The sequence below is a fragment of the Pseudomonas sp. AC242 genome (genome assembly GCF_979258655.1).
In genome coordinates, this window is record NZ_OZ409873.1 from 2,864,673 (window position 1) to 2,883,258 (window position 18,586).

General features: G+C 56.8%; 16 protein-coding genes and 2 pseudogenes. 10 read left to right on the forward strand and 8 right to left on the reverse strand.

Features of this window, described 5'->3' with window-relative positions; all coding sequences use genetic code 11:
• The first annotated feature begins 42 nt into the window (after window positions 1–42).
• On the forward strand, window positions 43–1,452 hold the full coding sequence (locus ACZZ0A_RS12880; protein WP_463543225.1) for an aminotransferase-like domain-containing protein: 1,410 nt from the start codon (window positions 43–45) through the stop codon (window positions 1,450–1,452).
• Here ACZZ0A_RS12880 and panB read toward each other — a convergent pair.
• The gene (gene panB / locus ACZZ0A_RS12885; RefSeq protein WP_463543226.1) at window positions 1,440–2,255 is read right to left on the reverse strand and encodes a 3-methyl-2-oxobutanoate hydroxymethyltransferase; all 816 of its coding nucleotides are present in this window, start codon (window positions 2,253–2,255) and stop codon (window positions 1,440–1,442) included. The genes ACZZ0A_RS12880 and panB overlap by 13 nt on opposite strands.
• Window positions 2,256–2,517: 262 nt before the next feature.
• Between panB and ACZZ0A_RS12890 the strand changes: the two genes are divergently transcribed.
• The 3 genes and pseudogenes from ACZZ0A_RS12890 to ACZZ0A_RS12900 all read left to right on the forward strand — a co-directional run bounded on the left by ACZZ0A_RS12890 (window position 2,518) and on the right by ACZZ0A_RS12900 (window position 5,056).
• The gene (locus ACZZ0A_RS12890) at window positions 2,518–3,000 is read left to right on the forward strand and encodes a GNAT family N-acetyltransferase (protein ID WP_463543227.1); all 483 of its coding nucleotides are present in this window, start codon (window positions 2,518–2,520) and stop codon (window positions 2,998–3,000) included.
• 19 nt (window positions 3,001–3,019) lie between these two features.
• Window positions 3,020–3,456 (forward strand): annotated as a pseudogene (locus ACZZ0A_RS12895) (phytanoyl-CoA dioxygenase family protein).
• Window positions 3,457–3,514: 58 nt separating this feature from the next.
• Entirely contained in the window at window positions 3,515–5,056 is a 1,542-nt protein-coding gene (locus ACZZ0A_RS12900; RefSeq protein WP_007916114.1) for a class I SAM-dependent methyltransferase, read from the forward strand.
• A gap of 73 nt (window positions 5,057–5,129) precedes the next feature.
• Here ACZZ0A_RS12900 and ACZZ0A_RS12905 read toward each other — a convergent pair whose 3' ends face one another.
• From ACZZ0A_RS12905 to ACZZ0A_RS12915, 3 genes are all read right to left on the reverse strand, one after another.
• A complete protein-coding gene (locus ACZZ0A_RS12905; RefSeq protein WP_463543228.1) occupies window positions 5,130–6,056 on the reverse strand; it encodes a LysR family transcriptional regulator in 927 nt (308 codons plus the stop codon).
• Window positions 6,053–7,027, reverse strand: a complete 975-nt coding sequence (locus tag ACZZ0A_RS12910; RefSeq protein ID WP_463543229.1) for a quinone oxidoreductase family protein — start codon at window positions 7,025–7,027, stop codon at window positions 6,053–6,055. The genes ACZZ0A_RS12905 and ACZZ0A_RS12910 overlap by 4 nt, the downstream gene beginning before the upstream one ends.
• 167 nt (window positions 7,028–7,194) lie before the next feature.
• Complete coding sequence (locus ACZZ0A_RS12915) at window positions 7,195–7,668, reverse strand: anti-virulence regulator CigR family protein (protein WP_447787565.1); 474 nt, start codon at window positions 7,666–7,668, stop codon at window positions 7,195–7,197.
• Between the two features lie 126 nt (window positions 7,669–7,794).
• Here ACZZ0A_RS12915 and ACZZ0A_RS12920 point away from each other — a divergent pair, with 126 nt between their 5' ends.
• The 3 genes and pseudogenes from ACZZ0A_RS12920 to ACZZ0A_RS12930 all read left to right on the forward strand — a co-directional run bounded on the left by ACZZ0A_RS12920 (window position 7,795) and on the right by ACZZ0A_RS12930 (window position 9,095).
• Entirely contained in the window at window positions 7,795–8,256 is a 462-nt protein-coding gene (locus ACZZ0A_RS12920) for a VOC family protein (protein ID WP_007916108.1), read from the forward strand.
• Window positions 8,257–8,452: 196 nt separating this feature from the next.
• Window positions 8,453–8,791 (forward strand): annotated as a pseudogene (locus tag ACZZ0A_RS12925) (alpha/beta fold hydrolase); the annotation flags it as partial.
• A 145-nt stretch (window positions 8,792–8,936) separates the two neighbouring features.
• Window positions 8,937–9,095, forward strand: a complete 159-nt coding sequence (locus ACZZ0A_RS12930; protein WP_007916107.1) for a DUF2986 domain-containing protein — start codon at window positions 8,937–8,939, stop codon at window positions 9,093–9,095.
• Window positions 9,096–9,538: 443 nt separating this feature from the next.
• Here ACZZ0A_RS12930 and ACZZ0A_RS12935 read toward each other — a convergent pair whose 3' ends face one another.
• From ACZZ0A_RS12935 to ACZZ0A_RS12945, 3 genes are all read right to left on the reverse strand, one after another.
• Window positions 9,539–10,564 (reverse strand): hypothetical protein, encoded by a 1,026-nt coding sequence (locus tag ACZZ0A_RS12935; RefSeq protein WP_463543230.1) that lies wholly within the window; start codon window positions 10,562–10,564, stop codon window positions 9,539–9,541.
• Between the two features lie 57 nt (window positions 10,565–10,621).
• Complete coding sequence (locus ACZZ0A_RS12940) at window positions 10,622–11,605, reverse strand: hypothetical protein (RefSeq protein ID WP_463543231.1); 984 nt, start codon at window positions 11,603–11,605, stop codon at window positions 10,622–10,624.
• A gap of 1,113 nt (window positions 11,606–12,718) precedes the next feature.
• Complete coding sequence (locus ACZZ0A_RS12945) at window positions 12,719–13,564, reverse strand: hypothetical protein (RefSeq protein ID WP_463543232.1); 846 nt, start codon at window positions 13,562–13,564, stop codon at window positions 12,719–12,721.
• A gap of 391 nt (window positions 13,565–13,955) precedes the next feature.
• On the opposite strand from ACZZ0A_RS12945, the gene ACZZ0A_RS12950 reads away from it, so the two are divergent.
• Window positions 13,956–14,723, forward strand: coding sequence for a YopT-type cysteine protease domain-containing protein (locus ACZZ0A_RS12950; RefSeq protein ID WP_007916102.1), 768 nt, complete (start codon window positions 13,956–13,958; stop codon window positions 14,721–14,723).
• A 131-nt stretch (window positions 14,724–14,854) separates the two neighbouring features.
• Here the strand turns inward: ACZZ0A_RS12950 and ACZZ0A_RS12955 are convergent, their stop codons facing one another.
• Window positions 14,855–15,559 (reverse strand): class I SAM-dependent methyltransferase, encoded by a 705-nt coding sequence (locus ACZZ0A_RS12955; protein ID WP_463543233.1) that lies wholly within the window; start codon window positions 15,557–15,559, stop codon window positions 14,855–14,857.
• Between the two features lie 215 nt (window positions 15,560–15,774).
• Here ACZZ0A_RS12955 and ACZZ0A_RS12960 point away from each other — a divergent pair, with 215 nt between their 5' ends.
• Together ACZZ0A_RS12960 and ACZZ0A_RS12965 are read left to right on the forward strand one after the other, a co-directional pair.
• Complete coding sequence (locus ACZZ0A_RS12960; RefSeq protein WP_463543234.1) at window positions 15,775–16,008, forward strand: hypothetical protein; 234 nt, start codon at window positions 15,775–15,777, stop codon at window positions 16,006–16,008.
• Between the two features lie 168 nt (window positions 16,009–16,176).
• Window positions 16,177–18,561, forward strand: coding sequence for a DUF3772 domain-containing protein (locus tag ACZZ0A_RS12965; RefSeq protein ID WP_463543235.1), 2,385 nt, complete (start codon window positions 16,177–16,179; stop codon window positions 18,559–18,561).
• Window positions 18,562–18,586: the final 25 nt, after the last annotated feature.

Genomic DNA, 18,586 nt, shown 5'->3' on the forward strand with positions numbered 1-18,586 from the left:
TCTTCCGTTTGCTCCCTAAGCTGACAATCAAGGAGAACAGCATTGACGCCCCCCAAGGACACCGCGTTCGCCTATCAAACGGTCTACCACTACCTCGTCGGATTGATCGAGGCCGCCAGTGGCATGGGTGAGCAAAAATTGCCGTCACTGCGACAACTGGCGTTGCGCCTCGGCGTTTCAGTATCAACGACCAAATACGCCTACGCACTGCTCGAGGACGAAGGCAGAATCCACGCCAAAGCCAGGTTCGGCTATTTCACCCGGTCAATATCGTCGGCACCTGTGACGGCCAACTCTGGCAATCTTCTGGATCACGTCTTCGCCAGCGCCCGTCAGCCCGGAATGCTGGCACTGAGCAGCGATGCGCCGGCGATGCTGCTGTCGCTGCAAGGCCCATTGTTGACGATGGAGCGCGAACTGACCCGCCAATACCCGCGCTCGCACGCGCCGCTCTATCAGCCCCTCGGCGAGCCGGAATTGCGCGCGGCCCTGGCTGAACGCTACACCCGTTCCACTCACAACCACTGGCAGGCCGAGCAGGTGTATATCGGCGCGGACCTGCGCAGTGTGCTGGAGTTGTCGCTCAGTGCCTTGAACCTCGGCGGCAGCGTGGCGCTGGTGGAATCGCCCTGCTCGTGGGCGATTCTGCGCCAGTTGCAGGCGGCCAATATCCGCGTTGTCGAAATGCCCTTCGGCGATGACGGCCGCTTCAACCTGCCTGCATTGAAGGCGTTACTCACGCGCGAACCGATACGCTTGGCGGTGCTCTCCTCCACGGTGAATATTCCTCAAGGCCAGTTGATGCCCGCGCAGGATAAACAGCAGATCTGTCGCTGGCTGGCCGAGCGGGCAATCTGGCTGTTCGAAAACGACACGTGGGGCGAGTTGAGTTTCTCCAAGTCAGCTACGCGTTATCGGGACTTTGCCGATCCGCACAAGCTGCTGGTGTTCTCGACATTCGACAAGATTATTGGCGGCGAAGCGCCGTACGGCTACGTGCTGTGTCGCCAGCATGCAGCGCAGTTTCATCGATTGTTTATGCAGCGCGGATTTCGCCTCTCGCCGATGCGGCAGAAAGCGATTGCCAGACTCTACAACTCCAGGCGCATTGACCAGCACCTGACTATGTTGCGCGCTCTGTTGGTCAAGCGCATGCAACAGCTGCAGACCTTGCTGGAAGAGTACGGTAGCGGCCACTGGCAGGTGCTCCCCCCGCAAGGTGGTGCGAGCTTCTGGCTCAAGGCTGTGCGGCCGATCAACATGCAACGGGTGTTCGAGCGCCTACTGGCCGAGCGGATTGTCATCGCCCCCGGCGAAATCTTCAGCCAGCAAGGCACCTGGAACCAGCACCTGCGCCTGAGCTACAGCCTCGATTGGGACAAGAACATTGCCCACGCGGTGCAACGACTGGCGCAGTCGATCACTGAAGAAAACCGCGTCTACAGTCCATAGCAATGCCGCGCTTCAGGAAACCGGCCGTGGCGCACATCGTCAGCAAACTGCGCACAAGCCTCGCTGATCACCGCACCGACATCGGCGTAGCGTTTGACGAAGCGCGGCAGATGTTCACCGCCCAGGCCGAGTACATCTTCGGTGACCAGCACCTGCCCGTCGCAGGCCGGTGAAGCGCCGATGCCGATGGTGGGCATTTTCGACTCCAGCGTAATCTGCCGTGCCACGCCCTCCGCCACACCTTCGAGCAACAGGCTGAAGGCGCCCGCGTCGAGATTGGCGCGGGCGTCTTCGGCAATCACCGCAGCGGTTTCAGCCGTCAGGCCCTGGGCCTTGAAACCGCCCATGACATTGACGAACTGCGGCATCAACCCGACATGGGCCATGACCGGAATCCCACGGGCCACGAGAAATTCGACAGTGGAGGCCAAGGCCTTGTTGGCTTCCAGCTTCACCGCATCACAACCGGTACGCGCCAACACCTGAGCGCAATTGCGAAAGGCCTGTTCATGGGATTCCTGATAACTGCCGAACGGCATGTCGGCCACCACACAGGCCAGGCGCGTGCTATCGACCACCGCCCGCGTGTGACCGATGATTTCTTCGAGCTGCATGCTCAGTGTCGAGGGGCGGCCGTAACCGACCATGGCCGTGGAATCACCGACCAGAATGAAGTCGACGATGGGGTCGATCAGTTTGGCAATCGCGCTGGAATACGCCGTCAGCGAGACGATTTTCTGTTGGCCTTTCATCGCCACCAATTGCGGTACAGTCAGGCGTTTGGTGCGGGTATGCAGGCTCATGGGCGACGCTCCGAGGCTGCCGTCCATGAACGATAAATGTCGCCAGATTGAATGCGTAACGCTTCCATACAGTGCCCAACTCCAAAAGATTCGAGCACTCGATTATTCGTTTAACGCCGAAACATTCAATGCACAGATTGGCCTGAAAAAGCGACCCAGGTGCACCCTGCTTCGTTGAAATGCAGCAGGATCCCGGATGCTTTATTTCGCCGTTTACCGCAGGATGCGAACTTATAAACACACCCAAGGAGCAATTTTTATCATGGAAGAAATCATCGCCTACCGCACAGCCACTGCCGCCGATGCGCTGGCAATGAGCGAGCTGGGCCAATTGCTCAACTCGGTACACCACGCCGCCCGCCCCGATATCTACGCCGCCGCGACCGAAGATTTTGCCCGCGACTTGCCGCACTGGGCCGGGGTATTCGAAAAGCCTGGCCAGATCGTCTATATCGCCAGCGCCGCTGAGCGCCCCGTGGCGTTCATTACGGCCACCGTGTCCGCCAGTTCCGGCCCGCTGATGCAGCCGCAGAACGTGGTTCGCATCGGGTCAGTCTGTGTGGCCGAGCCGTTTTGGGGCAAAGGCATTGGCCGCACGCTGATTCAACGGGTGAAAGGCTGGGCTATCGAGCAAAATGCTCAAGACTTGCGCCTGACGGTCTGGCCGTTCAACGAGCGCGCGGTGCGCATGTATGCCGAGTTTGGCTTCGAGACCCGCGCCCTGGAGATGGGCCTGCGTTTGTGAGGAGCGAACACGTCCGATCATGAATAACCGTGAACAGCTTCATCAGCAGGGTTTTGCCCTGCTCCGTCGCGCCATACCCGCCGAGTGGCTGGACGACCTGCGCCAGGCGTTTGATGCGGGTGTACTGCCGTCGGATCGCTGGCCCGTGCCCCGGGGTCAGGACTGGCGCCATTCGCTGCCGTGTCCGGAGCACCGCCCGCTGACGTCCATGATGAGACGCGATCCGTCCAGCTCACGGGCCGTGCGGGCGACATTCTGGTGTTCGATGTCGACCTGCTGCATGCCGGCAGCCGGAATCTTTCGGGCGCGCGCCGACGCTCGATGCTGATCAATTATTGGGCCGAGCCGCTGTACGTATCTCACCGGCAAACCGTAGCCCTGCGAAATATCCACATGGACCCTATCGAATGGTTCGATCCTGCCGACAACATCCTGGTGGACACCGAGAGGTTTTAATGGCGCGAGTCCATCACGTATAAAGCCACTTTCAATGACGATTCAAGAGGCTGCACCCATGAGCAACGCCTGGAACGAAGGTTATTTCACGGACGAAGGCTACACCTACAGCTATAGCCGGGAAATCAATCCGGTATTCCAGCGTTACTGCCTGTTGTTGCGCGGCTTTGCCGGTCTGGACAACCCCGACGGTTATCACTGCGAACTCGGTTTTGGTCAGGGTGTGTCAATCAATATTCACGCCACGGCCAACCCGGCCGGCTTCGTCGGTACGGACTTCCACCCCGGTCAGGCGGCCCATGCGATTGAACTCGCGGCGCTTGGCAATAACGGTGCGCGGCTGTACGACGACAGCTTCGAGCAACTGCTGGCGCGCCATGATTTGCCGCAATTCGACAGCATCAGCCTGCATGGCATCTGGACCTGGGTCAGCCGTGACAACCAGAAGCTGATTGTCGAATTCGCCCGACGCCACCTCAAACCGGGTGGTCATCTCTACGTCAGCTACAACGCATTCCCGGGCTGGTCGCCTGCTGCGCCGTTGCGCCAATTGTTCAGCCTGCACGACCGCTTTGCCAGTCACTCGACGCGAGCGGATCAGCGCATCGATGCCGCGTTGCAGTTTTCCGAAGCGCTGCTGGCGGCCAACCCCAAATACGCCATTGCCGCGCCGCACTTGGGGGCCAGGCTGCAAACCATCAAAGGCCAGGACCGTCAGTACGTCGCCCATGAATATTTCAATCGCGACTGGAACTGCATGTATTTCGCCGACATGGTTGATGCACTGGCCCCGGCCAAGCTCGATTACGTCACGACGGCGGTGCCGATGGATTCGGTTGACGCACTCAACCTGAGCGCCGAAGGCTTGGCCTTTCTCGACGGTATCGAACACCCGGTGATGCGCGAGCAGGCGCGTGACTACTTCGTCAACCAGGCTTTCCGTCGCGACCTGTACGTGCGCGGTGCCAACCGACTCAGCGCGACCGAGCGCCGCTCGCGCATGCTCAATACGCGATTTGTGTTGATGCAGCCGACAGAAAACGTAGCCTCCAGCGTCACCGGCCCCGCTGGCGCAGCGACGCTGCAAGCGGAAATTTACCGTCCGCTCCTCAATGCCCTCGCGGACCAGATGTATGAAGCCAAAACGATGCAGCAGTTGCTCGATGCGGTGTCGCCAATGGCCTACGACGATCTGGAACAGGCCATCGCCATCCTGGTCAGCATGGGCGCGGTAGCCCCGTGCCAGAGCGAAGCCGCCGAGGCGCGGGTGTACGAACGCTGCGCTGCGTTCAACCTGCAACTGTGCAAGCGCGCGCTGTTCAACGCCGACATTCAAGTGCTGAGCAGCCCGGTCACCGGGGGTGGCGTCACGGTCAGCCGCTTCCAGCAACTGTTCCTGATTGCAATCCGCCAGGGCAAACAGCACCCGGCAGAGTGGGCACAACTGGCGTGGAGCGTCATTGCCGAACAAAACGAAGTGCTGGTCAAGGACGGCAAAACGCTGACCACCGCCGAAGCCAACATCGCCGCACTGACCGAACAGGCCCAGGCTTTTGCCGAGCAATCACTGATCGTGCTGAGTGCTTTGAAAATCGTTTGATCGAGGTGGATGGCGCGCAGTGTTGCAGGCAAATCTGCTGTCACTCGCGCCATCCGCAGACCACTGCCAGCCATCAAAAAGCCCACGGTGGCGCGGGCGCGAACATCGCTTCGAGCCATTGCTTGAACGCGACGACCACCGCCGTCGGAAACCGCGCCGAGGGTCTGACCAGATACACACCTCCCGCGCTATCCAGTTGCCAGTCAGGCAGGACATGAATCAGCTTTCCGGCGGCGATATCGCGACTCATCAACCAGTCGCCCGCGCCCAAGATGCCGGCATCCGCCCGGGCAGCGGCCAGCAGCGACTCGCTGTCGCTGGCCGTCAGGTTGCCTTTGACGCTAACGGTTTGCAGCTCATGGCCACGATGAAGGCGCCACAGCGGAAAAGACGCCAACCCGCTGAAACGCAGACAGTTGTGTTGAAGCAAATCCTCAGGTGTTGCGGGCACGCCATGCACCTGGAGATAGGCTGGCGAGGCGCACAGAATCCGCCGGTGGTTGCTGAGCTTCGTCGCGATCAGCCGATTATCCTCCAGCTCGCCGATACGAATGGCGGCGTCAAACCCCTGCTCGATGATGTCGACCAACCCCTCGCTGTAGTCGGCAAAAATCGAAACTTGCGGATGAGCTTTGAGAAACTCCGGCAACATCGGCCCCAGCCAGAGTCGGCCCATGGCGGCCGGCAACGCGAGGCGCAACGTGCCGCGAAGTTCGCCGGCCCCCTGCGCCGCTTGCTGCTGCGCATCGTTCATCAGTTCGACGGCCGAACGCAGACGCTGCTCCAATTGGGCGCCGGCCTCGGTAATGCGGACCTGACGGGTCGAGCGCTCGACAAGGCGAACGCCCAGACGCTTCTCCATCGCGGCAAGGCGCTTGGAGATAATCGTCGGATGGCGTTGCAGCAGCCGACCCGCCGCGACAAAGGAACCTTGCGAGGCGACGGCCAGGAATGCAGCGATCTCATCGCCGTGTTGATTGCTCAAGACATCAAGATTCATGGTTTCAGAATAATCGCCCCAGAAGATCGGCCCGTTTCCAGGTCGGCATGCGCCAGTGCGGCATCGGCCAATGGATAGCTCGCCCAGATATGTGGCTGGATGATACCGGCTGCGACAGCGGCCAGAACATCCTGCGCACGCGCCTGATACTCAGCAGCCGTCGCAGTGTGCGCAGCCAGTGAGGGACGGGTCAAAAACAGCGAACCCTTGCTGTTGAGTGTCGCCAGTTCCACGGCTGCCGGCGCACCGGATGAGGCGCCGAACGACACCATCAAACCACGCGGGCGCAAGCTGTCCAGTGACGCCTGAAAAGACACCCGCCCGATCGGGTCATACACCACATCGACCTTCTGCCCATCGGTGAGTCGTGCGACGTCCGCTGCCAGGGTCTCGGCGTCGAACACCAGCACCTCGTTACAACCCGACGCCCGGGCCTTTTCGACACTGGCCTGTTTCGAAACGACACCGATCACCGTCGCGCCCAGATGCCTTGCCCATGACGCCATGATCGCCCCCAAACCGCCCGCCACCCCGTAAAGCAACAGGGTGGTGCCCGGCCCTACGGGATAGGTGGATTTCAATAAATACTGCGCGGTGATGCCCTTGAACATCACCGCCGCCGCCTCATCGCAAGACAAGGCATCAGGAATTCTGACCAGGCGCTCTGCCGGGAAAAGCCGCGCCGAGGCATAAGCCCCCAATGGCCCGGTGGCGTAAGCCACGCGATCACCCACAACGATGCTACTGACACCTGTGCCCACTGCGGCCACCCGCCCCGCGCCTTCCAGTCCCAAGCCGGAAGGCAACGCAACCGCGACCGCGCCTTTGCGTTGGGTCACATCAAGAAAGTTGACCCCTACCGCTTCTTGCTCAAGCCAAACCTCACCGTGCCCCGGCGCTTGCTTGTCGGTTGCCTGCATTTGCAGTACGTCGTGATTGCCAAACTGCTCAAACCGGATCACAGAAACCATCGTTATCTCTCCTTATCTGGAAGCTGCTTCAACGTAAGTGGTTCCAGTCTGATAACCGATGAGCGGACGAACAAGACCCTCCATTTGCAGATCATTGCTGCGTGCCTTGCAGCAATGCAGCCACACTTCAACCTTGGCCAGCGGCGACATCAGCGGCGCGATAACGCTTAATCAAATGCCCCGTTGAGCACCTCATAAATCAGGCCGGTTGCCAGCGCGACGAGGATCAGATCGGTGCCCGCCTGCTGCCATTCGTAGCCATCGTAATGCGGCAAATGACCGAGCAGACGTCCATCGAGCTTTTTCGCGATACCGGGCGGCAATGGCTTGCCGCGTGCAAGATTCTTTTGAATGCCCGGTGGCAGCGAGGGGCCCGGGCTCCAGTAGTCGCGATAGCCTCCGACAATTCCGAGCACATTGCCGCGATTGATGCTTGGGCCATCATTCCAGTCACCGCCAGCGTTGTTGCCCTTGTTGCCGTTACCTTTCTGGTTGCCGTGGCCCTGCACATTCTGCGAATTACCCTTGCCATTGCCTTGGCCCTGGCCCTTTCCATTACCGGGGTCAGCCAATGCCATCGCCGAACTGAAGACCAGGGCCAAGGAAGAAATCGTTGCAATCAACTTACGTGACTTGATCATGCGGCGCGCCTTCATGGGGGGATGCTCCTGTGTCATCTTGACGTTACACATCAGCTTAGTTTAATCCAACTGGCCGGTCGTCGATTACAGCCCAGCCCATCAACACGGCCTGACAGGAGCTATTTCATGGACTTGAAGTTCAGCCACATCGACGTACTGGTCAAAGACCTTGAACAAGCTTGTGCCTACTACGCGCAGATACTGCAGGCGCGGATCTCCACAACGCAGATCTGGAATCGCGGGGGCCTGCACGTGCGCTATGCCGTCGCATTGATCGGTCAGGAACGCTTCATGCTGGTCCAGCCGCTGGCGGGGAATCTCAAGGAGCTGTTGGATACAGTGGGCGAAGGCATGATTTACCGCCATTGCTACACGACCCCGGATATCGAGTTGGCTTACGACGAACTGCTCGCCAGCGGTGTTCAGCCGGAAGACGAAAACGGCCAACCACTGACTCGCGAAAACCTGCAATCGCCGTCCGGAACGCGCATCATCTGGCTGCCGAAACGCTTCGGACATTTCTCTATCGAGATTCTTGAAGAGCAGGCGCTGGGGGCGTTTATCGAGGCGGCGTTCGCTTCTGGATGAAACTCCGCCGGCCCTGATCGATACGTCTACGCTCTCTCCATCGCCCCCACGCTTGGAGACTTCGCCATAACCGCCCGCTACTGGCCGCCCTCGCCCTTTTGACCCTGAGTTTCCAGGCTTTTGCCGAGGTCGTCCCCTTCCCGCCGACCTTCCACACTCAGGACATCAAGGTCGAAGGTGCCACCATGCATGTGCGTGGAACGAGTTCGCCGGCAACCCGGCCAAAGTCGATGAAGGCACCCGCCAGCATTACGCCAAGCTCTACGCCCGTCCCGGCGCCATGCACGCCGCGTTCGCGCAGTTCCGCAGCATTCGTCAGGACGCCCTCGACAACGCTCCGGTCCTGCAGAAACACTTGAGCATGCCGGTGCTGGCCGTGAGCGGTTAAAAGTCCTTCGGCAACAACGAAGCGATCGTCATGCGCAATGCTGCGGACAACGTCACCGAGGTGGTGATTCCGGCGGCAGGACATTGGTTGATGGAAGAAGCCCCCGCGCCGACCATCAAGGCTGTACGTGACTTTATCGCCATGTGAGGAATTGGCATTGCCTTGGCCCGAGGCTTACGTCAGGATTCGCCCCTTTTCGAGGGCAACGTGCATATCTTGTGGCTCGTCCATTGATGCGTACGTTTACGCCCTTCGCTAACCGATATTCAAACTTGCAGACCGGGTAGAACACATGAATCGCCAAAAGAAACTCAAGCAGTTGTTCAAGGAAAAGGCCAAAAAGGCCAGCGCTAAACTGGCGCCGAAAAAGCCTAAATACATCAGCAAGGCTGATCGGGCGAGATTGGAGGCAGAGGCGGTTCCGGAATCTGTCGATACCAGCGAGAGCTGATCCCTGTCTTACAGGAACGTTGAAATGTTCTCCAGCGCCCGCCCGATGTAGAGATCTCTCACCGCCACCGGCGCGCCGTAATAAAAAGCGCATTGCGTGCGACGTCTCCATCGACAAGGCCCGCGATAAACCAGGCCGCCAGATACTTCGAGGCCACGCAGTCACCTGCAGTGGCGAGATTGCCATTGGCCGCAAACGGTTGATCGAGCACCGCGACAGCGGCCTCCTCGACCTACGATTTGGTGATCAGATTGGTGCAGGGGGGAACGTCGTTCAACAGGTCAAATTTGGCGAGAATGAGGGTGCAGGAATACTGAGTGCCGAGAAATTTTCGTGCAGGGCAAGCTGCCCAACCCGGTTGTTGAACCCGGTTGAGAATGCCGAGAACAATGAGCGATTCGAGTTCGTCGAAGCATTAGTCCGCGGCCACTTCATCGATCGATTCATGCTTCTTTGGTTAACGTTTTATTTTCCAGATCAATGCTCTGATAGAACAGTGGAATGTTGAACAGTTTGCGAATATTTTGCAGATAGGTATTCGCCTCATCGGTCAGTTTTGCCGGCGACACCACTACTAGTCTCTTCGCAAGGTTGCGGTTTGTGTAACACGAATACTCAAGGAGTTGTGAGAGCGCTTCTCTGATGCATTGCTTTGCAGTATTGGCTGTTTTTATTTCATAGAACACGAACGACTTGCCCAGCCGAACAACAACGTCAATCTTTGTCCCAAAACCTGTCAGATTTTCGACAGAAACGTTGACACTTCCATACTGTTCATCGAACAGCTCACGCAGACACTTCTGAATTTGATTATGCACTAGGTCAATATCTGTTATTTTTCCACGATAAACCGCAGAGGTCCGGTCCTTTACACCCATCCCACCAGAGGCAAATATGAACTCACCGAAACTGCCAAATTCTGGAACCAAAATCCTGTTCTTCAAATTGTAATAATCAGACTTCACCGCCGGATTACCAGAATAAAAAGGCAGAGGCTCCTCAAGAAGCTTGATATCTTCAGGTAAAAATTTTATACAGCAAAAATTTACTGCGGAAATGCGTTTGAATTGAGCTGTGTCAGCGTCGACCGCATCGAGCTGCGCGTACATTTCATTTAACCACCCCTTTCTTTTATAAACGTTGTAGACCTTTCGCGACTCTTCGCTTTCGATCACTTGGACATTCAGTATTTCGCCCAACCACCAGCGCAACTTGGTTACCCCGTCTATAGTATAAAATGAGATATCGTAGGTACACCCCAGATATTTCGCATGGTGCTGCCCGACCGCCTGAATATAAGCATAGTGGTAACCATCCACCAACTTCCCAACATCCAGTAGCCACTCCTCGTGACCATAACCTGTTTCAGTTTCGTACGATTTATTGTTTTTTACTTTCCCGAGTTTCCCGGAGGGCTTTTGCCAGTTGTTGCTATTCCAGCAGATCCTAGCCAATTTCTTGTCATTCATGACATTTTTTTCCATAGAAACAGCGATAAAAACAGATAAAGCCAGACCCACTCAATATTACCCCAACCACTCGCGCTCAATAATAATAACCGGGAAACGAGTCTCTTTGAAAAAGCCAATCAACTTGCGAAACGCAGCACCCACCATTGCCGTCAACCCGGGCATATAGGGAAAAGAAACAAACAGGCCAGGCGGACCAGCTGTAGCTTGTCGATTATTTGCAGTTAGTTGTACAAGGGTGGCGCAGAGCCTATCCCATTCTGTTACATTCGGAAGTATTGGAGGTGCACCGATTTGATAAACACTATACGTCATAGTGCAATCCGCACCGACAGGAACTTTATCAATACTGGACCTTTTGAATAACGCCTCTATGACCTCACCCAGCGTACTATCGCAGAGGTGACCCTTAACGGCGGGTGCGCACATCCACCTCGACCTCCAATAACCACTGGTATCCCATCCCGAACTTCGGCTTCCCGGAGCAGCGGCGTACCAACCATAAGAGGGAGGACTGGAACATTTAGGCAGAGTAAAAGTGTCCAATATTGGGCCACGTCGGCCGTTCGCTAGATACAAGTCAAATTTCGGCCAGTTGGAAAGCAACGCGAGTTCTTTATTGGTAGAGCAATTGGGATGCGATGGTGAGAGGGCTGTTACTGGGACCTTTGGCAGAGAAGCCGTCGGGGCAGCTTTGGCCTGAACAATCAAACCTCTGATACGACTCCTGATGGTCTGATCCTTCAATCTGGTAACTTCCATCACAAAAATCGCCGCGTCGCCTAACTCGACAGGTCGAGTAATTGGGTTTTGATGAGCGTCTTTTGTTCCTGAAACGGTCATATCTGCATAAGGTCTTTTGTCGATCCAGCCGAGTGTCACCGTTACCGCACCTTTGGCCTGGTCTGCAGCGAGCGCTTGCTGCAAATCAGACACAAATGCGGGCGAGAAAAGTCGCCTCAATTGAGCAAGCTCACCGAAGCCCGAAGCCCCCTGATATTGAAGTGAAATGGCCCTATCGATTTCCGTACTTAAAGTCATAGCTGTCCTTGGTTATGTCGCGCGAATGTGCGAATGAAGAGGTTCTACAGGCCTTGGAGAATTGTCGCAACAGTCCTTCGGGTGAGTAGACTGTCTTTTAGAGCCTTTTCAATCCTCAATCGAAGACCTGAAAGATCTCTCACTGACTGACCCTAACTAATCCCCGCAGAGCCTGATAGCTCGACTTTTGAAGGAAAAAAATGATCGCACCTATGAAGCGAGAGGAAAATATTCGACGTCTCAGAAAATATCTCCGCATTGACGCGGTTCTCTTTATAGCCAGCATGGTGGGTGCTTTTACTCTTAGCGGTTTTGCACACTTGGAATAATTTTATCTGACCCTTGACATACCGATTGAGCGAGTAAACATCAGTGCACAGCGGTTTTGGGCCTATGGTGCAACCGGATTCGGGTCCTTCCTTGGCGCACTATTGTTTGCCATGTCTCTTGTTGGAACCTTCACCCTGCTCATGCTGCTTTTTGAGCAACCCCGAGGCGACATTGGTGAATTCGTAGCCCCAAATGGATTTCCAACGTTCGTGACCGTGCCGCAGAAAATCGCATTGGGTTCATCGTTGTTGGAATTCTCTGCTTGCTCACGTTTCTATTGATATCCACTTGGTATCTTTTGGTACGCGTCCCCTCAAATACTGGCCGGGCAGCGGCGCTGGATCTTGCTTCCAACTGCGACCTACGTCGTGTGATTTATGCAAACCTTGACAAAATATGAAGGCTGCCAGATCGCAGAATCCAACGACATGTTTTACTTTTTAAAGCGGCACCACGTCGACTCAATGGGTGTCTAGTTCCAAACATTCGAGTTACCGAAGTCCGGTATTAGAAACATCACAGGGGAAAAACAGACACTCACGTATAAACAGTAAAACAACGACGCGTAGCCAAAGCGAGGCGAAACGTACGGCAAAAATTCCGCCGTTACGGAACATGAAAAGCCAGCCATTCCTTTCCGGAAGCGCTGGCCGATGCCGCTGATCAATTAAGGACGAAGGTTCCATCTCAGATGGTTTTCAAGTTCAGGCGAATGCCGCAGTAGAAGGTTCCTCTGAGACAAGCCAACATGTGGGCGCGCTAAGCTGCTATTACAGTCCCAATTCAACTCCTTCCACCAACACCGTATTCACACATCAACGTTCTGAATGTATGCGGTATTTGTACCCACTTAAGTAAAGGGTATATCGCAGGCTCTATTTCGTCACTGGCAATGATTTTGGGAGCTATGAGTATTTTGGCTCTACTGCTGTCGAGATAAAGCACGTCAAATTCATCAGAATGAACATTAGTGCACGGTAAGTAGCTACTGAAGTCAGCAGCATGTGCAAAGCGATATAACACTTCACCACGACGCTCATCCGATGCCAGAACAGTGGTTACAAATATGCCAGCGAGAAAAAATACCAGACTGTTTGATAGATGGCAGAGCATATAACCGCCTGCTCGCATACGTTTTCGACGTAAATAGGAGTACCGCACTAACATTGCAAAGGAGACAATGGAAATCAGAAAGAAAATCCACTGGAGTTTAGCCACGGCATGCATGAATGTCGCTGCGGTCAATGTCATCGGTAGCAGAGAGGGGTCAACGTGAAACATTTGATTGATTTCGACTTGAGCATCGATCTTGGCAACAACGCTTAGTCCACCTAAAAAGACAGCCCAGATCAGTAAGCTCGACTTTAGGTGCATCAGCTTTTGAGCCAGCTTAATCTCGATAAGACTCATCAGAATGTAGAAACTGAGAAGCATCGACACCGCGAAAGCGAGGACGAACAGAGTGGGATAAGGCGTGCTTGACTGAACCGCGCAGCCGGCGACGACGATGAGGAGGAAAGCGATGACTGCCAGCAGGCAAAGTGCCCTGACTGTCGCTATCGGGGTTAGTGATTTGCTCTCTCCTTCGCTATGGGTAGCTGTTTTGTTCAGGTGGGAAATATCCTGCATATGCAGTCGTTCCTTGATTCCGGGTTGAGATTGTCAGCGCAGTATTGCTTCTAACCTATCGGCACTCCGACCCCGATGCTTAAGCACCCTTAGTCTGACCAGGGTTTCCAGCACTATTTGCGACAATGTCATTGATAAGACACTCCATACTGGCAGCCTTTCTGCTCCTGCGCATGTTCAAAGGTGAGAAGGCAGCTATGCTGGGAGTACGGTCACTCTCGCACGGCCAAGCGAACTCATCGGTTCAACCCAAGCCTCTGGGAATGTAAGGCTCGCCTGGCAAAGAGCAGGACTGCCGCTGGGAACTATCGGCCTCAAGTCCGGGCGGCGCGGTCCCCATCTTAGTTCTACCGAGTCAGGAAGACCGTGCTAGAAGGACAAGGAGATCTCAATGCCCGATCATGCTCGAACCACCACCGATGCCCTCCTGACGAGACACCCGACTCTCGAGATGATCACGCCGACCTATCAGAGTGACGACGAGACCATTGACGGCGGTGTTTGTCGCGGGATGGCCAGCCGCTGGATTGGCGCCCAATTACTTGGCGAGCAGAACATCGTCGCCTTTCGCAAACTCGCGACCAACACTGACGGTAAAGTGAATATGGAGTTCGTCAGATATCAGGCTGCCTTCAACGCCGTTGGCAAAGAATTCGAAACCTCGAGAACCCAGTTCAGAACCCTCATGGACGAGGCCGAACGGCTCGACGCAGTCTTCAACGGAAAGAGCGAGAGGGGCTGGTTTGAAAGGATGCCGACTGCGGAAAAAGTTGCCGAGGCTTCAGATGCAGCGGTGAAAGCCGCCACAAACCTCACCAAATCGGCCAGCATGCTCCATCGATACATGTCGGGCGGATTGCAGGAGGTTAATAAGGTGAGTGATGTCGACTACACAGCCTTCGAGCAAGCGCTACACACCCATCTCACAGGGAACGGTTTCTACTACATTGGACTCGGCGGTACACACGCTATTGCCTTCTACGTTGCACAAGCCGGCGAGTGCCTGTTTATCGACGCCAATACCGGCGAGTGGAAGTCGCCGGATCTTGCGACCCTCTCGACCTTTTTCGCCGACTACATGGTCAGCCTCTACGGTACCCAGTATGCAGGAAGGAGAGTCATCATTTACCACCACGCAAGTGTCATCGTCGTCAGCTAGTGAATGGCTGAGCGCGCTCTCCATCTCGCGATCTGATCGGCCACTGTTCATTCGAAAGCAAGACTGAGAATGTAGAAGGGGCACCTCGTCCCAGCATTTCCTGATAAGGCGCGACCTTGTTCAGCGACTGCTCAGACATGTTTACACGTCAGCCACGCGCCCCAGAACAAACTGCTGAAGAACCGCGTCGCTTCCCCAAATCCCGCCTCATGCAACAGCGCCTGAACCGCCGCCTCGGAATGCGGCGGATCGGCGCCTTGCAAAATCTTGCCCAGCTTGGCCTTCACCTCCTCCGCGCTCGCACCCTGCTGGCGCCAGCGCTGCCCCCACGCTTCCAGCAATAACGGCTGACTGGCATAGGCGTAATGATTGCCCGCGACAATCAGCGGCGCACCCGGCTTGAGACGCGCCTGAATCGATTGCAGGATCTGGTGCTTGGGTTCATCACCGTTCAGATGATGGAGCACGCCGATCAGCGTCGCCGCGTCGAATTGCGCATCGGCCGGCAAGTCCTCGACATGCCCGAGATGAACCTGCGTCCGATGCAGCAAGTCGTTGGCCTCCAAATGCTGCACGGCGGCTTCAAGCATCGGCGCGGAAGGATCGACCGCGATGAAACGCCACTGCGGTTCCAGCGCCGCCATCGCAATGATTTCCTGTGCCGTACCGCCCGCGCCGACCACCAGTATGTTGGCCGGGCGCGAACCGAGACTGGCGGCCAACATGCAGGCCGCCAGATCGTGACAGGCGTCGTAGCCGGCCAGGGCGATGCGGCTTTGTCGGGCATATTCGCTGGCGCGGGAGGTGTCGAATTTTTCTGCTGATGTTGGGTGCACGACGAGACTCCTTTCTGTTTCAGAAGAAACTACGCCGAGAAATCACATAAGAAAAATTCATTAATTTTATGCCCCGCATTCCCCTCTGGAATGCGACATCAACGCAGATCATTAATCGCATCAATAACAACCATTGATTCAATGAAGTTCTCTTATCAGGCTCGCGGCGTAAGATCGGCTCCAGACCTCACCACTACCCCACGGAGCACACACTCATGAAACGCCAAGCCCTTTTCAGCATCGCTTTCTCGCTCTTTGCCCTGAATGCTTTTGCCGCTGAACCTGCCACCCAGACTGATCCGCTGTTCAGCGATGCAGTGGCCGACGCTACTCAGACTGACCCACTGTTCAGCGACGCGGTAGCCGCCGCCACCGAAACCGACCCGCTGTTCAGCGACGCAGTAGCCGAAGGCGGTTCAGACCGTTTGCTCGAACGCCGCGCCGTCTGAATGCAGCGTTTCAGCGCAGTCACCGAAGAAAGGCCCGACCTCACCCGTCGGGCTTTTTTCGTCTGGACGCGCTGCGCACCTGCCCTGCTCTGCCCGAAACTTTTCCTCCCCGATCGGCTTGATCACCTAACCTCATAGACTGTGTGATCAATTCGAGCCGCCGCACCCATGCGCAACACATTGAAGTCGTTGTTTATTCTCGCATTCATGCTGCTGGTTGGCGGTAGTCCGACGCTATGGGCAGCCGACTTGCCGGCGCCGGTAACCACCGCGGCTGCGCCATTGCCGGTGATTTCGCAAAGCGATCTGCAGGCCTTGCAACAACGCCTCGATGGCCTCAAACAACAGATTTCCGCAGCGAACAACTACAACCAGCTCGAAGGCCCGCAGGATCGGGTGCAGGCGTTTATTCTGGATGTCGATCGGTTGTCGGCGGCGTTGTTGCCGCAGCAGGCGCAACTGGCGGTGCAGTTGGGGGTGCTGGGGGCGGCGCCGGATGCCGATCTGGCAGCTGAGCAAGCAGACATCGTCGCGCAACGAGCGTCGCTGGCCGAGCAGAAGAGCAAGGTCGACGGCACATTGAAGAGCCTGGCGGCGCTGAAACAGAGCGCGGCGGATCTGATTACGCAGATCGCCGGCATCCGTCGCACACTGCTTGAAAGTGAGCTGACGCTGGGCACTGACAGCGTGCTGAGCCCGAGTTTCTGGTCGCCGCTGGTGAGCCCGAGTGACGACGACCGTCAGCGTTTACGCTTTTTCGTCGCGCAGGTGCGCGACACCTGGGCCACCGTGTGGGCACCAGGGGAACGTTTCTACACCAGTGTGTTGATGGCGTTGGCGCTGATCATCTGGACATTCGGCCGCAGACTGGCCGAACGCGGTCTGACTTGGGTGTGCATTTACCGCATGCCCGAGGGTCGCCTGCGTCGCAGTGCGCTGGCGTTCGCCTCGGCGCTGGCGACCATCGCCACCACCGCGATTGCTTTGCAATTGCTGTTCTACGCCTGCACCCGCCACCAGCCTTTGCCGCCGGTGCTGGAAACCTTCTCCGAAGAGTTCGAAAAAGTCGTCTATGCCTGCGTGCTGCTCACCGGATTGAGCCGTGCGTTGCTGTCGACCGAGCATCCCTCGTGGCGCCTGCCAGCGATTGCCGATCAAGTGGCATTGGCGCTCAAACCCTACCCGCGCATTCTGTCCTGCACGTTACTGGTGCTGGTGACGCTGGTGCAGGTCAGCAATGCCACCGGCATGAGCAGCCAGATCGTGATCGCCGGGCGCGGGGTCATTTCGATCGTCGTGCTGGCGATCGTGACGGTCCTGCTGTTGCGCGTCGGCAAAGTGCGCAAGGCACTGGTCGCGGCCAATGATGCCTCGGCGGCCAACAGCACATTTGCCGGGGTGATTTACACCATCGCGAGCATCTCGATGTTCGTCTCGGCGATCGCTCTGCTCACCGGCTATGTGTCGCTGGCGCGGTTCATCAGTTATGAGCTGGTGTGGGCGTACATTGTCTTGTCGGGTTTCTACCTGCTGATTCAACTGGTCAAGGACGTCTGTGAGCATGTTTTTTCGCCACGGCACGCCAGCGGCAAGGCGCTCAAACAGCTGCTCGGCATTGGCGATCGACGGCTTGATCAGATCGAGATTCTGCTGTCGGGTTTCAGTCGGGCAGCGCTGCTGTTGCTGGCGGTCATCGCCCTGTTTGTCGGCGGCATCGGCACCACGCTCGGGCAACTGGCGAGCAACATCATGGCGATCCTCGGCGGCGCCGGGCTGCGCAAGCTGAACATCGTTCCCGGCCACCTGCTCAATGCCGTCCTGGCGCTGATGATCGGCATCTGGCTGATCCGCGCCCTGCGCCGCTGGCTCGACAACGAGTTTCTGCCCAAGACCGACATGGACCCGGGCATGTGCGCCTCGCTGAGCACGCTGTTTTCCAACATCGGTTACGCGTTCGTGATTCTGCTGACGCTGTCGTCACTGGGCGTGCAGTGGACCAATCTGGCGTGGATCGTCAGTGCGCTGTCGGTGGGTATCGGCTTTGGTCTGCAGGAGATCGTCAAGAACTTCGTCTCGGGCCTGATTCTGTTGACTGAACGACCGGTGAAAGTCGGCGACTTGATCAGCATCAGTGGTGTGGAAGGCGACATCCGCCGCATCAACGTGCGCGCCACGGAAATCCAGCTCAGCGACCGCTCGATCGTCATCGTGCCGAACTCGCAACTGATCTCGCAGAACCTGCGCAACGTGACCCTGGGCGGCAGCGCGCAAGGCGTGGCATCGCTGGAGTTGGTGTTTCCGCTGGACATCGATCCTGAAGAGGTCAAGGACCTGTTGCTCAACACCTATCGAGAGAACGAAACCATCCTCGATAAACCGGCGCCGTTTGTGCGCTTCAGCAAATTGTCGCCGGACGGGATCACCTTGACGGTGACCGGGTATGTGGGCAGCCCGAGGATTGTCGGGGTGACCAAAAGTGATTTGCTGTTCGAGATTCTCAAGCGGCTGGGTGCGGCAGAGATTGCGTTGGCGAAACCACCGGCGAGTGCGTAATGAATCGGTGAGGCTCTGGCATGGA

Excerpts from the sequence above, each read along its gene's own strand:
- ACZZ0A_RS12890 (WP_463543227.1), top strand. The coding sequence starts at position 2,518 with ATGGAAGAAATCATCGCCTACCGCACAGCCACTGCCGCCGATGCGCTG.
- ACZZ0A_RS12920 (WP_007916108.1), top strand. The coding sequence starts at position 7,795 with ATGGACTTGAAGTTCAGCCACATCGACGTACTGGTCAAAGACCTTGAA.
- ACZZ0A_RS12960 (WP_463543234.1), top strand. The coding sequence starts at position 15,775 with ATGAAACGCCAAGCCCTTTTCAGCATCGCTTTCTCGCTCTTTGCCCTG.
- panB (WP_463543226.1), bottom strand. The coding sequence starts at position 2,255 with ATGAGCCTGCATACCCGCACCAAACGCCTGACTGTACCGCAATTGGTG.
- ACZZ0A_RS12945 (WP_463543232.1), bottom strand. The coding sequence starts at position 13,564 with ATGCAGGATATTTCCCACCTGAACAAAACAGCTACCCATAGCGAAGGA.
- ACZZ0A_RS12940 (WP_463543231.1), bottom strand. The coding sequence starts at position 11,605 with ATGACTTTAAGTACGGAAATCGATAGGGCCATTTCACTTCAATATCAG.
- ACZZ0A_RS12950 (WP_007916102.1), top strand. The coding sequence starts at position 13,956 with ATGCCCGATCATGCTCGAACCACCACCGATGCCCTCCTGACGAGACAC.
- ACZZ0A_RS12915 (WP_447787565.1), bottom strand. The coding sequence starts at position 7,668 with ATGATCAAGTCACGTAAGTTGATTGCAACGATTTCTTCCTTGGCCCTG.
- ACZZ0A_RS12900 (WP_007916114.1), top strand. The coding sequence starts at position 3,515 with ATGAGCAACGCCTGGAACGAAGGTTATTTCACGGACGAAGGCTACACC.
- ACZZ0A_RS12930 (WP_007916107.1), top strand. The coding sequence starts at position 8,937 with ATGAATCGCCAAAAGAAACTCAAGCAGTTGTTCAAGGAAAAGGCCAAA.
- ACZZ0A_RS12965 (WP_463543235.1), top strand. The coding sequence starts at position 16,177 with ATGCGCAACACATTGAAGTCGTTGTTTATTCTCGCATTCATGCTGCTG.
- ACZZ0A_RS12910 (WP_463543229.1), bottom strand. The coding sequence starts at position 7,027 with ATGGTTTCTGTGATCCGGTTTGAGCAGTTTGGCAATCACGACGTACTG.
- ACZZ0A_RS12905 (WP_463543228.1), bottom strand. The coding sequence starts at position 6,056 with ATGAATCTTGATGTCTTGAGCAATCAACACGGCGATGAGATCGCTGCA.
- ACZZ0A_RS12935 (WP_463543230.1), bottom strand. The coding sequence starts at position 10,564 with ATGAATGACAAGAAATTGGCTAGGATCTGCTGGAATAGCAACAACTGG.